This is a genomic window from Myxococcus llanfairpwllgwyngyllgogerychwyrndrobwllllantysiliogogogochensis (assembly GCF_006636215.1).
Taxonomy (GTDB): Bacteria; Myxococcota; Myxococcia; order Myxococcales; family Myxococcaceae; genus Myxococcus; species Myxococcus llanfairpwllgwyngyllgogerychwyrndrobwllllantysiliogogogochensis.
Window position 1 is genome coordinate 47058 of the sequence record NZ_VIFM01000011.1, and the last position, 12590, is coordinate 59647.

General features: G+C 68.8%; 10 protein-coding genes. 4 read left to right on the forward strand and 6 right to left on the reverse strand.

Annotated features, from left to right (window positions below; all coding sequences use genetic code 11):
• Positions 1-8 precede the first annotated feature (8 nt).
• Positions 9-1343: an AHH domain-containing protein gene (locus tag FJV41_RS04465; protein WP_141641151.1), complete on the reverse strand. Its 1335-nt coding sequence runs from the start codon at positions 1341-1343 to the stop codon at positions 9-11.
• Between the two features lie 236 nt (positions 1344-1579).
• On the opposite strand from FJV41_RS04465, the gene FJV41_RS04470 reads away from it, so the two are divergent.
• A complete protein-coding gene (locus FJV41_RS04470; RefSeq protein WP_181790382.1) occupies positions 1580-2767 on the forward strand; it encodes a S41 family peptidase in 1188 nt (395 codons plus the stop codon).
• A 7-nt stretch (positions 2768-2774) separates the two neighbouring features.
• Here the strand turns inward: FJV41_RS04470 and FJV41_RS04475 are convergent, their stop codons facing one another.
• Complete coding sequence (locus FJV41_RS04475; RefSeq protein WP_141641153.1) at positions 2775-3143, reverse strand: hypothetical protein; 369 nt, start codon at positions 3141-3143, stop codon at positions 2775-2777.
• Between the two features lie 34 nt (positions 3144-3177).
• Positions 3178-4254: a dipeptide epimerase gene (locus FJV41_RS04480; RefSeq protein ID WP_141641186.1), complete on the reverse strand. Its 1077-nt coding sequence runs from the start codon at positions 4252-4254 to the stop codon at positions 3178-3180.
• Between the two features lie 245 nt (positions 4255-4499).
• Between FJV41_RS04480 and FJV41_RS04485 the strand changes: the two genes are divergently transcribed.
• Complete coding sequence (locus FJV41_RS04485) at positions 4500-6524, forward strand: ATP-binding protein (protein ID WP_141641154.1); 2025 nt, start codon at positions 4500-4502, stop codon at positions 6522-6524.
• Here the strand turns inward: FJV41_RS04485 and FJV41_RS04490 are convergent, their stop codons facing one another.
• Entirely contained in the window at positions 6525-7214 is a 690-nt protein-coding gene (locus FJV41_RS04490; RefSeq protein WP_141641155.1) for a suppressor of fused domain protein, read from the reverse strand. It lies immediately after the preceding gene.
• Positions 7215-7408: 194 nt separating this feature from the next.
• Between FJV41_RS04490 and FJV41_RS04495 the strand changes: the two genes are divergently transcribed.
• Complete coding sequence (locus FJV41_RS04495) at positions 7409-8449, forward strand: hypothetical protein (RefSeq protein WP_141641156.1); 1041 nt, start codon at positions 7409-7411, stop codon at positions 8447-8449.
• Positions 8450-8803: 354 nt separating this feature from the next.
• Here the strand turns inward: FJV41_RS04495 and FJV41_RS04500 are convergent, their stop codons facing one another.
• Both FJV41_RS04500 and FJV41_RS04505 read right to left on the reverse strand, forming a co-directional pair.
• Entirely contained in the window at positions 8804-9985 is a 1182-nt protein-coding gene (locus FJV41_RS04500) for a GNAT family N-acetyltransferase (protein WP_141641157.1), read from the reverse strand.
• 159 nt (positions 9986-10144) lie between these two features.
• Positions 10145-10942 (reverse strand): acyl-CoA desaturase, encoded by a 798-nt coding sequence (locus FJV41_RS04505; protein WP_141641158.1) that lies wholly within the window; start codon positions 10940-10942, stop codon positions 10145-10147.
• A gap of 215 nt (positions 10943-11157) precedes the next feature.
• Here FJV41_RS04505 and bioA point away from each other — a divergent pair, with 215 nt between their 5' ends.
• Positions 11158-12489 carry an adenosylmethionine--8-amino-7-oxononanoate transaminase gene (bioA, locus tag FJV41_RS04510; protein WP_141641159.1) on the forward strand — a complete coding sequence of 444 codons (1332 nt, stop codon included), beginning with the start codon at positions 11158-11160 and terminating at the stop codon, positions 12487-12489.
• Positions 12490-12590 lie beyond the last annotated feature (101 nt).

Consider the following 12590-nt stretch of genomic DNA (forward strand, 5'->3'; position numbering starts at 1 on the left):
TAGCGACCTCACAGGCCCTGAGTCAAAAGCGTGTGGATCTCTGTTCCTTTCGTCAGCACTTCCTTGGCAAGCTTGCGCAGCTCCAGGGTGAGGGACTCCCTGCAAACTTCCACCTTTCGGCACTCTCCCAAGGCCTGCCTCAGTCGCTCATGGACGTACTCGTGATACCCCTGGGAATGCGGCCCCTTGTGGCCCGCGACTTCGACAATATTCTCGGAGTCCTTCAACTTCATCCCGGCTCTTGCGAACAGCTTCCTGAATATTGGCGTCCATGGCCCGCCGCGCGCGGCGGAGACATCGTTCTTGTTCGTGGCGATGTGATGACGCTCGCTACGGCTTCTCCGGCTCGCCATGGCCACGGCGTTCGGGGCAAGCGCAATCGTGAACCCCTCCGCCGTCAAGGCGACCGAACTCACGCTGCCCACTGCCGCGTACTGGAAGCCCGCTTGAGACTCCACGGCCATGGCCGCCTGGGCGGAGCCCGGCAACCCCGCTGACTTCGCCGCCAGCCCCGCCGTGTTCCCGATGGCCACCGTGGCCAGCATGACGAAGACGCGCGCCGCGTTCTTTCCGAGCACCTCGCCGTACGCCTCACCCGCTGCGTGGAGTTGCTCGAAGCTCGTCGCCCTGTCCACCTGGCGCACCAGCGTCAGCCACCCGTCCAGCATGCTCCACACCGTGTCCACGCCCAGGTAGGCGATGAGGCAGGCCGTCAAGGTGGCCGCCACGCCTTTACTCACCGGCTCGGGCAGCGACCACAAGAGCAGGTACATCGTCGCGGAGGCGGCGATGCCAGCCACGACTGCCTGGGGGTCCGTCATACCCTCCAGTGCTTCGGAGGTCTCCTCCCACACCGAGTCCATGGCGATGGCCAGGGCCCAGGTGTACTTGCCATCGCTGGCCAGCAGGGGGCCCTCATCCAGCAGGCGCAAGCAGTCCCCGGGTCGGTCCTTCCGCTTGCACCACTGGCCGTAGGCGCGCGTCAGCGCCTCGTCCGCGTAGTCCTCCAGCAGCCGGGGACCGTCCACATCCCCTCCACGCTGGGGGATGAGTCGTGAGGACCCACGCTCATACCCGTACACACCACTGCGGGACGGAACGCCGAAGCGCTCCCGTGCGACCTGCATGGGATTGCGAGAGGGAGGAACGTCCCGAGCGAACTCCACGAGGGCCTCCTCGAATTCGTCGTCTTCGAGTTCAGCCGCACTCACTTCCGCGTCAGGCTCCTCGTGAGGGGTGACGAGGAAGGAGTCCTCTCCGGTCTCAAGTCGCACGACTCGACTCGTCGCGCAGCCGGTGACGGCCATCAACAGGAGCAGCGACACCACCCAACGAAGCGTCATGGTAGGCCCCGGCAAGAGGCCCGCGGCGAGGCGGGCACAGCCTGGCAGTACCAGACGGCGCTGACAGGCGACTCAAGGAGTAAGTACCCCAGGGCACCTGGGCGCTACGTGTCCGCTCAGACTTCCTCGAACTTCGCCTCCGTGACTTTCGCGCGCTCCAGGGCCACCTCTCCTCGACCATGAAGAAGTTTGGGTACTGTCCACGGTGGCGAAGGTGTCAGGAGGAACTCGAAGCCATGGTGAAGCGCCTCTATCCGCGAATCTTTCTGGCCGTTGTCCTGTTTTCCACCGTGTCCCAAGCGGCGTCCCCGTTCCTGAAGCCCGGTGACGAAGTCGTCGAACACGTCCGCAAGCGCTTCTTCGACGCGAAGCGCGGCGAGGCCTGGGCCACGAAGCACCAGGGCTACGGCGCCGCCGCCACCAGCGCGGAGGACTTCGCCCGCCTCACGCGCGCCGCCCTCGCCGAACTCAACGCCTCACACACCGCCTTCTACCCACGCGACAGCGAGGGCTACGCCGGCCTCTCCGCCATCTTCCAGCGCTACCTCAAGCTCCCGAAGTACGAAGCCCCGAGCATCGGCGCCGATGTCATGGAAACCCCCGAGGGCTTCTTCGTCCGCCACGTCTTCGCCAACGGCCCCGCCGCCAAGGCCGGCCTGCTCCGCGGCGACCGGCTCGTCTCCGTCGAGGACAAACCCTTCACCTCCGTGACGGCCCTTACCCGACGCGTCGGCAAGCCCACGCGCTTCTCCGTCGAGCGCACCCACGGCGCCACCCCGCTCACCCTCACCCTCACCCCTCGACTCATCAACCCGAAGGCCGAGTGGCTCGACACCCAGAAGGCCAGCTCGCGCATCGTCGAACGCGGCGGCCGTCGCGTGGCCTACCAGCAGCTCTACTCGTGCGCCGGCCCCGAACATCAGGACCTGCTCGAGGAAACCCTCGCCGGGGACTTCTCCGCCGCGGATGCACTCGTCATCGACTTCCGCGATGGCTGGGGCGGCTGCAATCCCACCTTCCTCAACCTCTTCAATCGCACCGTCCCCGTCTTCACCGGCATCAGTCGCGAGGGCCGTCGCAACGACTGGTCCGCCACCTGGCGCAAACCCGTCGTCCTGCTCGTCAATGGCAACTCCCGCAGCGGCAAGGAGATGGTGGCCCTCGTCATGAAACAGCACGCCCTGGCCACCCTCGTGGGACAGCGCACCGCCGGCGCGGTCCTCGCGGGGACTCCGCTGCGTCTGTCCACCGGAGACCTGCTCTACCTCGCCGTGGAAGACGTGGAGGTCGATGGCGTGCGACTCGAAGGCCAGGGCGTCCCCGTGGATGTCGAGGTCCCCGACTCACTGGCCTTCGCCTCAGGGAAGGACCCGCAGCTCGACAAGGCCCTCGACGTGGCGTCGGTCGCGCTCTCCCCGCGCTGAACCCGCTTCAGTGCCTCCAACTGCCGTACAGGTACGCGAGCCCCGCCGCGAGCACCACCAGCATGCCCAGCACGCTCCACGTCACGATGGAGCACCCCGGCGTGGACCGGGAGATGACGGGCAGCTTCTGCGTCTTCAGCTCCTCCACGAGCTGCGACAGTCGCCCCGTGTCGTAGCTCACCGGCTCACCCGTGCGAATCTTCCGCCCGAGCTCCTTCAGCGACTCCTCACCGAAGAAGCGCTCCGAGAGCAACAGGCTGCGCGCCTGGAGCATCCGGTCCGTCCCACCGCGAGCGGGGTCCAGTCCGCAGCCATCACAAGGCTCGAAAGCGCCTTCCTTCGTTTCGCCGCATCCCACACAGACGGCCACGCTCATGCCCCCATCCTAGCGCGACCGCCCAAGCCCTTGGTCAAGCCAACGTGACGCCGTGCCCCACCGCCTCCGCGTCCAGGTGCAGCCTCGCGCCCTCGTAGCGCAGCCCTCCCTGGAACGGATGCCGCGCGATGAACAGCGGCGTGTCCAGGTCCGCATACGTGAAGCCGCCCAGCCCCGCCGCCAGATGCGCCGACGCGCTCATCGCCAGCACGCTCTCCACCATCCCCCCCACCATCAGCTCCAGCCCCGCCGCTCGCGCCAGGCTCCACATCGTCAGCGCCTCCACCACGCCGCACTTCATCGTCTTGATGTTGATGCCGTGCGCCGCCCCCTCGCGGATGAGCCGCAGCACGTCCTTCGCCGAGCGCGCTGACTCGTCCGCACAGATGCGGACTTTCGAGCGCCGAGCGACTTCCGCCATGCCCGCGAAGTCCGACGCCGGCACCGGCTGCTCCAGGAGCGCGAGCGGCACGTCCGCCCGCTCCAGCTCCTTCAGGAACGCCAGCGCCTCCGCCACGTCGTAACCGCCATTCGCATCCGCGAACAGTCGCGCCTGGGGCGCCACCTCGTGAATCGCCACCATCCGCGCCGCGTCCTCGTCCGGCGCCAGCGCCCCCACCTTCACCTTCAACGTGGTGATGCCCCGCTTCAGGATGGCCCGCGCCGACTCCGCCGCGTGCGGCACGTCACCCGCCGTCACCGTCATGTCGATGTCCAGCGTCGTCCCCGCGCCCCCGAGCATCACGTACAACGGCACACGGTGATGTCGCGCCAGCGCATCCAGCACCGCCATCTCCACCCCCGCGCGCGCCGCCGGCGCCAACGCGAGCCCGTCGCCGAGCCACTCCGACAACGGCCTCCACGCACGCACGTCCTTGCCCAGGAGCCCCGCGTGCACATGCTCCAGCGCCGCGAGCGTGCTCGCCTGCGTTTCTCCGCTCACCGCTGGAAACGGCGCCGCCTCGCCCAGCCCCACCGTGCCATCCGCGAGTGTCAGTCGCACCAACACGTTCTGTGCGACGTGCTGCGCCCCCGTGGCGATGGCGAAGGGCTCCGTCAGCGGCAAGTCGAGCGGCGTGAAGCGGACAGCGGTGATGAGCGTGGGCGTCATGTCGAGAGGCGCATCCTGGTCCGCTCCCTGGAAAGAAGGGGACACGCGAGAGGTAGGTTCATCGTATTCAACCCGGTGCTCCCAGGTGTCAGGGAGGCAGATGTGTGCCTCGCAGCCTCGGCTTGTGCCTGCAGCCCTTTCATGGCGACATGCGGGGACTCCGGACGTTTCCAGGAATTGCGGCCCCGTGATGGGGTTCCGGAGCTTTGCCTCCGGGTGACGTGGAAGCCCGGAGTGGGCGGGGCATGTCGGCGACGGACACGAGACAGGCAGTCCCGGGCGCGGATGCGCTGCTGGATGCGCTGGAGGAAGCGGAGCGCCATGACTCGGAAGGGTGCATGGTGTTGCGTGCCGTCCGCGACGAGTCCGGCGTCATCACCGACTTCGAGTGGCTCTGGTCCAACCCCGCCGCGTCGCGAGCGCTGGGCCGGGGCACCGACACGCTGCGCGGCCTGCGGCTGAAGGACATCTCCCCCATCGCGGGTCTGGGTGGACGGCTGGCGGTGCTCAAGCAGGTGGTGGAGTCCGGCCGGCCCGCCGCGGACAGCTTCCCAGAGGGCGACGCGTGGTTGCTCGGCACCGCGGTGCCGCTGCGGGACGGCGTGCTGTTGCGCCTGCGCGATGTCACCAGCGCCCTGCGCATGGAGGAGGGGCTGCGCGACACGCTGGACTGGGTGCGCGACGTGCTGGAGAGCACGCCCGAGGCCTTCTTCACCGTGGATGCGGAGTGGCGCATCACCTACGTCAACAGGCAGGCCGCCGAAATCACCGGTCGCACGCAGGAGCAGGTCTTCCGGAAGCTGTTGTGGCAGGCGTGCCCGGAGCTGGTCGGCACCTTGTTCGAGCGCGAGCTGCGCCGCGTGGCCGCCGAGGGCTCCTCCACCATCTTCGAGGTGCGCACCGCGCCGGACCGCTGGCACGAGGTGCACGCCTGGTGCTCGGGGCAGAACGTCTCCGTCTTCTCGCGCGACATCACCGGCAAGAAGCGCGCGGAGGCGGAGCGCGATGCCCTGCTGACGCGAGAGCACTCCGGCCGGCTGGAGGCGGAGGCCCTGGTGCGCGAGCGCACCGAGGAGTTGGTCGCCGCGCGCGAGCGCCTGGTGCAGTCGGAGAAGCTGGCCATGGCGGGCCAGCTCGCCGAGGGCGTGGGCCACGAAATCAACAATCCGCTCTCGTACGTCAGCGGCAATCTCCAGTTCGCGCTGGAGCAGTTGGAGCTGTCGATGGAGGGGGGCATCCTCGGCAAGAACGCGCCCCTGGCCGAGGCCCTGGAGGCGCTGCGAGAGGCCCGTGAGGGCGCCGAGCGCATCCGCGTCATCGTCCGTGACTTGCAGACGTTCGCCCGCGCGGATGAGCCGCACCTGTCCCCGGTGGACGTGCACGCGGCGCTGGAGTTCGGCCTCTCCATGGCCATGCCGCACCTGCGCTACCGCGCGGAGGTGGAGCGGCGCTTCGCCGAGGTGCCCACCGTCATGGCGCACGAGGCGCGGCTGGGGCAGGTGTTCCTGCACCTGCTCGTCAACGCGGCGCATGCGATTCCGGAAGGGGACTTCACCCGGCACCGCGTCACGCTCTCCACGCGCGTGGAGGGGCCGTGGGTGGTGGTGGAGGTGGCGGACACGGGCCACGGCATGACGCCCGAGGTCGCCGAGCGCGTCTTCGAGCCGTTCTTCACCACGCGCGCGGTGGGTGAGGGCAGCGGGCTGGGGTTGTCCACCAGCCTGGGCATGGTGCGCAGCATGCGTGGCGAGCTCACCGTCAACACGACGCCGGGCGTGGGCAGCACCTTCAGCGTGCGCCTGCCGATGACGGAGGCGATACCGGACGCGGTGACGAAGGGCTCCACGCAGGAGGTGCCCGAGCGCAAGCGGGTGCTGGTGGTGGACGACGAGCCGCAGCTCGCGTCGCTGTTGCGGCGGCTGTTGGGGCAACACCACGAGGTGGTGGTGAGGCACAGCGGGCGGGAGGCGCTGGCGCTCTTGGAGCAGGACGCGGACTTCGACCGTGTCTTCTGCGACCTGATGATGGCGGACGTGACGGGGATGGACCTGCACGCGGAGCTGTTGTCGCGCGGGCCGGAGCTGCTGTCGCGCTTCGTCTTCATGACGGGCGGCGCGTTCACCGAGCGGGCGCGCGCGTTCCTGCAGACGGTGCCGTTGCCTCGAATCGAGAAGCCGTTCGACCCGGGGACGCTGCGGGCGCTGGTGGAGGGAGCACCTCCGCGCGCCAGGGCCTTGGGGCCGCTGGCGCGCGTGGCTCGGAGCGGGTGACTACAGCTTCACTTCCTCGCGGTCCGGGTGGGTGATGTACCCGGTGCCGGCAGTGACGAGCTTCTCCATCAGCTTGTCCAGGCCGTTGGAGCGCGCGAAGGCCATCTCGTTCTTGGTGACGCCCACGAGCGTGAGCAGTTGCACCTTGCCGCTGGGCAGGGCGAAGTGGTCGGGGCGGGACGGGTCCCTGACGAAGACGAAGCCTCCCAGCTTGGAGTCTCCGCCGTCGAGCGTGCCTTCCACCGGGTAGCGGTGGTTGAGGGCGAAGGCGCGCATCGTCACGAGGTTGTAGGCCATCATGTCCAGCAGCCGGAACACGGGCCACTTGGCCTGCTCTGGCGTGTGGATGACCATCTCGTAACCGATGCCACTGGGTGTCTCGTCGGTAATCTCGTCACCTGGGGCCACGGTGAAGGGATTGGACAGCCCGCTGGTGACATAGGTCCAGTAGGGGTAGTCCGGGCTCGGCGGCGCGGCGCGCACGCCCATGGGGCCCCAGTTGGGGTCCGCTTCACCTTCTACTTGTGCGAGGTCGCTCTCCATCCAGGCCTGGATGGCATCCGTCTGGTCGAGCGTGAAGACGCCTTCATCAATGGCGCCGAACATCTTGGGGTACTCGACTTCATCGCGGTCAGCCCAGCAGTCTTCGTACCACTGGATGAAGTCTTCGTCCGTCTCCGGTGCTTTCATGACGGGCCCACTCTAGAGGGTCACCCCGGTTTCTCAACTTCCCCGTGAGGGTTCCCCCTCGGACCTGGCAGGTGGGAAACAGGGGCCCTCCCTCCCGGCCGCCCCCCGAGGCCGCGGGGAAGGCGGGGGTCGCTGGCCTGTCTCCCCTCGGGTGGGATAGGCGGGGGGGCGAGGTCTCCGCCCGGGAGGGCCACGTGGAGCATGCGTTTCGAGGAGTCGTGTCGGGGGGCTGCATCCGTGACGAGCAGGAGCTGATGCTGGTCGTCAGCCACCCCCATCCGGACAATGACTTCGGAGGCGGGCCGGGCCCGGTCGGGGAGTGGAACCAGCCCGTGGACGCGGAGGCGTACCAGGACCTGGTCGACTCCGGCTCCGACCCGGACGACGCCAGGTTCGAGGTGGATGATTACCAGCATGTAGCGGTGCGCACGGCGGGCGCGTGGACCCTGGAGCAGGTGGTGGTGGTGGGGACCATCGACGCCCTGTGTCGACTGGGAGCCAACCGCCATGGGGCGTTGGTCTCGTATGGCGGCTCGGCGCACTTCGTGGCCATCCGTTCGAGCGAAAGCGGGAAGTGGGAGTCGCTGGAGTACGAGGGCGTTCCTGAGGGGCTGGTGGAGACGCGGGTGTGCTTCAGCGGTGAGGCCATCGTGATGGCGGGGAGCCGAGGTTTCGAACTCGACTCGCCCGCGGAGGTGGGGCTGCTCGTGCGTGTCGAGGGAGCCATGCGCTGGACGCAGTCGCTGGGGCAGTTGCCGGGGCGGGTGCTCGCGCTGGACAGCTGTCCAGGGGCGGCTGGGGCGCGGGTGCTCTATGCGGGCGGAAGGAGCCTCTGGATGCATGGGGAGGGCGGCTGGCGCGAGGTCCACTCGTTCCCGCGCGGGGAGGTGTCGTTCGTGCGGTGTTTCCCCTCGGGTGAGGTGATCGCCGGGACAACGCAGGGGGACGTCATCCTGGGCACGGCGGAGGCGTGCCGCGTCGTCGCTCGCGTCGGCCGCATCCATTCGGCTGAGCGGTGGGGCGGCGAGTTCTATGTGGCGGACGAGGAGAACGTCTATCGCGTGGATGCCTCGGGCTTCGAGCGGTGCGCTGTGCCCAAGGAGTCGTCCGTGGCGAGGAACGTGTCCGACGTGGGCATGATCGTCGTGGGGAATGACCGGCTGTGGCTGGCCGGGAGCCACGTGCTGGCTTCGAGCACGGATGGGAAGCGCTGGACGACGCACCCGGTGCGGTGAGCCGAGGAGCGTTGCGTGAGCTCGAGGACCTCGGGCTCCCGGTGGTTCATCATGCCGGCTGGGTTCGTGCCCGCTATCGAGGCCGGGCCGCGAGGAGCGTCGACGTGCCTATCAAGATGACCATCCGTATCAGAAACGAGCTTGGGCGCCCCGCATCTCTGGTCCTCGAGCCCTGGGGAGAAGTGGCTCCGCTGGCGGCCGGGGAAGAGGTGGACATTCATGCCCAGGGACCTGGACCTGAAGAGGTGCACGACGGCGGATTCGTGCAGGTGGATATGACCGCTGACGGAGTCAACGTCTGGGGATGGTCTGGCTCCATCTTGGAGATTGCACGACCCACGGGAAAGTGAGGTCTCACCCCGTCTGGATTTTCGGCAGGGGCCAGGGCTTGAGGCCTGAAATCTGCTCGGCCTCTTCCACCGCCATGTTCAGCCTTGCCCGCTCGCGCCGCACGTAGTCGCGCACCGCGCTGTCCAACCTGCGGTCGAAAATCACATGCGCGCTGTGTACCGCCGTGGGCTCGAAGCCCCGGGATACCTTGTGCTCGCCACCCGCGCCCGGCTCGAACACCTTGCGGCCCGCTCGGATGCAGTCGTCCACCGAGTGGTACAGACACACGTGGAAGTGCAGGAACGGGTGCTCCTCGATGCTCCCCCAGTAGCGTCCGTAGAGCCGCTCCTTCGTCGCCAGGTTGAACGCCCCCGCGATGACCCGGCCCTCGCGCACCGCCTCCACCATCTCCACCGAGTCCGGCATCGCCTTGAAGACCCGCGAGAAGAAGTCCGGCGTGAGCTGCACCCGGCCCCACGAGTGTCGCTCGCACGTGGCCTCGTAGAACTCAAACGCGCGCTTCGCATGCGCCTGTGTCAGCTCCGCGCTTCGTACCGTGCGCAGCGTGATTCCCTGTGTGGCCGCCGCTGCTCGCTCGCGCTTGAGCTGATGTCTCCGCTTGGAGTCGAAGCGCGACAGGTAGTCGTCGTAGCTCGCGTAGCCCGGGTTCTTCCACTGGAACTGGAGCGTCACCCGCCGCGCCAGCCCCTGCTCCTCCAGGAAGTCCGCCTCTTCGTCCGTCGGGTAGAGGATGTGCACCGAGGAGCACCCCGCCTCCTGCGCGCTCTCCACCGCGGCGATCAGCAACGCCTTGCGCAGCGCGGGTATGTCCTCGCCCTGGGCGATGAGCATGCGCGGCACCGTGGCCGGTGACAGCGGCCCTCCGACGATGAGCTTCGGGTAGTACTCCACGCCGAGCCGGGCAGCCGCGTCCGCCCACCCGAAGTCGTAGATGTACTCGCCCATGCTGTGGAACTTCCGGTACGCGGGCGCGGCGGCCACCAGCTTCGGGCCGCGCCATATCGTCAGGTGGTGCGGCGCCCAACCGGTCTCCTCGGTGGCGCTGCCGCTCTCCTCCATCGCCGCCAGCCATGCATGGCGCGCGAAGGGCGGTGCGTCCGGACCGGCGAGCGCGTCCCAGTCGGCGGCCGGGACGTCTGTCACTGCGTCGAGGATGCGGAGGCGGAGGGGAGTGTCTGTGGGCACGGGGGGCTGTTTTAACGCGCGCCGTGCGTTCTCGCCGCCTGGCCATGGGCTTGCCTTCGCCCGGCCCTGCTGGAACCGCCAGGAGGCCCGTTCGCCGGGGGAGGAGGCTTTCGGGCCTCTTCCCCTCGGTTCGGTTCACTCCCGGATACGACTGGCGGCTCAGGCCGCCCGGGCGGCGCCCGTGTCGTGCGCGGCCTCTCGGCGCGGCTCCGGCCACACCGCCCGCTGCGGCGTGGCGATGCGGATGACGCCCAGCTTCGCCAGCACGCGCATCACCTGCCACGTGGGGTCGATCTCGAACTTGCGCGCCGCGAAGTTCGGGCTGCTGCCGAACTTGTGGTGGTTGTTCTGGAACAGCTCACCCATGCAGAGCACCTCGACGGGCAGCGTGTTGCGCGACTTGTCGCTGCTGTCGAAGTTCCGGTAGCCGTACTTGTGCCCGCACCAGTTCACGATGGCGCCGTGCACCGGGCCCATCAGGAAGTGCACCGGCAACAGCAGGAACTGCCAGGGCGCCGTTGCGAAGGCCACGTAGAACGACGTGTACAGCCCCACCCAGAACAGCGTCGCCACCCAGGACGTGCGCAGCGTGTCGTCCACCAACGGCCACTCGGGATAGCCGCCGAGGAACCGAGCCTCCGGCTGCCCGCGACCCGCCGTGTAGTCCTCGTAGCGCTTCTTCGTGTGCAGCATCATCCGGAACACGTCCGTGAAGAAGTGCGGCGAGTGCGGGTCCTTCTCCGTGTCCGAGAAGGCGTGGTGCTCGCGGTGCAGAATCGCGTAGGCCTTGGGCGACAGGTACGACGAGCCCTGCACCAGATACGTGAGCAGGTGCATCACCCGCTCCGTGCGCGGACCCATGGTGTACATGCGGTGCGCGGAGTACCGGTGCTGGAAGAAGCTCTGGAAGAAGACACAGAGCAGCCAGTGCGAGACGAAGAAGACGAGGACGGCCATGGCGCTTTCCCGGTTCGGTGTCAGAACCCGGGTAACACCCCCCATGTCATGGCCACGTCATCACCGGCCGGAAGTTGCTCCCCGGTGACGACCGGGTGAGCCCTGACTTCATGCCGCCATCAGTCGGACGCGCTGCGCCAGGGCATGACGCGCGGTGACAGGGGCTCGATTTCCGGTACGGAGCACCTCTCACATTCATCGACAGGGGTGCACACGTGGAGCGGGCCGACATCGTCAAGCTGGACAAGGGGCACGTCTGGCACCCGTACACCGCCATGGAGGCGTACATCGCGGGGACGGACCCGCTCGTCATCTCCCGTGCGGAAGGGCCCTACCTCTTCGACGTGGATGGCCGGCGCTACCTCGACGCGAATGGCTCCTGGTGGGTGTCCACCCTGGGCCACCGCCACCCGCGCCTCCTGCGCGCCCTCACGGAGCAGGCGGGCCAGCTGCCCCATGTCTCGCTCGCGGGCATCACCCACGAGCCCGCCGCCGCGCTCGCCTCGGAGCTGGTGGCGATGGCCCCCGGCGCGGACCGCCCGGAGCTGCCCACAGGTGAGCGGCTGACGCGCGCCTTCTACTCCGACAACGGCAGCACCGCGGTGGAGGTGGCCATCAAGATGACCGCCCAGTACTGGGCGCAGAATGGCCAGCCTCGCCGCACGCGCTTCATCACCCTGTCCGGCGCGTTCCACGGAGAGACCATCGGCTCCACCAGCGTGGGTGGCGTGCCCCTGTTCCGCGAGGTGTTCGGGCCGCTGCTCTTCGACGTGGTGCATGTGCCGTCTCCGGCGGAGGAGGGCGGCTGGGAGCGCGCCTTCGCCCAGGTGCAAGCCGCGCTGCGCGAGCACCCGGACGAGATTGCCGGCGTCATCGTGGAGCCCATCATCCAGGGCGCCGCGGGCATGCAGATGTACTCGCCGGACTTCCTGCGCGCGGTGCGTGAGGCCACCCGCGCGGTGGACACCTTCCTCATCGCCGACGAGGTCTTCACCGGCCTGGGCCGCACCGGGGCGCGCTTCGCCGTGGACCTGGCGGGCGTGGTGCCGGACCTGCTCTGTCTGGCCAAGGCGCTCTCGGGCGGGCTGATGCCTTTCGCCGTGACGCTCGCGTCCGAGCGCATCTTCTCGGGCTTCCTCGGCGCGTCGTCGCGCGCGCTGTATTACGGGCACTCGTACTGCGGCAATCCGCTGGGCGCGGCCGTCGCTCGCGAGGTGCTCGCCGTGTATCGCGACGAGGACGTGCTGGGCCAGGTGGCGCGCAAGGCGCCGAAGGTGAAGGCCGCCTTCGAGCGCATGGCCGCGACGCTTCCCGGGCTCGTGCGTCCGCGCGCCATCGGCATGGTGGGCGCGGTGGACCTGGGCGGTGGGGGCTACCTCGCGAGCAGCGGGTGGCGTGTGTACGAGGCGGCTCGGCGACGCGGGCTCTACCTGCGCCCGCTCGGTGACACCGTGTACATCGCGCCCGCGCTCAACATCCCCGACGCCGCGCTCGATGAGTTGCTGGCGGGCGTGGAGGACTCGCTGCGCGAGGTGGCGCGCGGCTGACGGCGCGTCCCCGCGAGAGGCCTCGGCGCGCGGCGGGTGCCGGAGGTGATTCGGCTTGCGTCAGGAGGGCACGGTGGGTGACGGCGCCCCGTGCAAGGGCC

Excerpts from the sequence above, each read along its gene's own strand:
- FJV41_RS04465 (WP_141641151.1), bottom strand. The coding sequence starts at position 1,343 with ATGACGCTTCGTTGGGTGGTGTCGCTGCTCCTGTTGATGGCCGTCACC.
- FJV41_RS04470 (WP_181790382.1), top strand. The coding sequence starts at position 1,580 with ATGGTGAAGCGCCTCTATCCGCGAATCTTTCTGGCCGTTGTCCTGTTT.
- FJV41_RS04475 (WP_141641153.1), bottom strand. The coding sequence starts at position 3,143 with ATGAGCGTGGCCGTCTGTGTGGGATGCGGCGAAACGAAGGAAGGCGCT.
- FJV41_RS04480 (WP_141641186.1), bottom strand. The coding sequence starts at position 4,254 with ATGACGCCCACGCTCATCACCGCTGTCCGCTTCACGCCGCTCGACTTG.
- FJV41_RS04485 (WP_141641154.1), top strand. The coding sequence starts at position 4,500 with ATGTCGGCGACGGACACGAGACAGGCAGTCCCGGGCGCGGATGCGCTG.
- FJV41_RS04490 (WP_141641155.1), bottom strand. The coding sequence starts at position 7,214 with ATGAAAGCACCGGAGACGGACGAAGACTTCATCCAGTGGTACGAAGAC.
- FJV41_RS04505 (WP_141641158.1), bottom strand. The coding sequence starts at position 10,942 with ATGGCCGTCCTCGTCTTCTTCGTCTCGCACTGGCTGCTCTGTGTCTTC.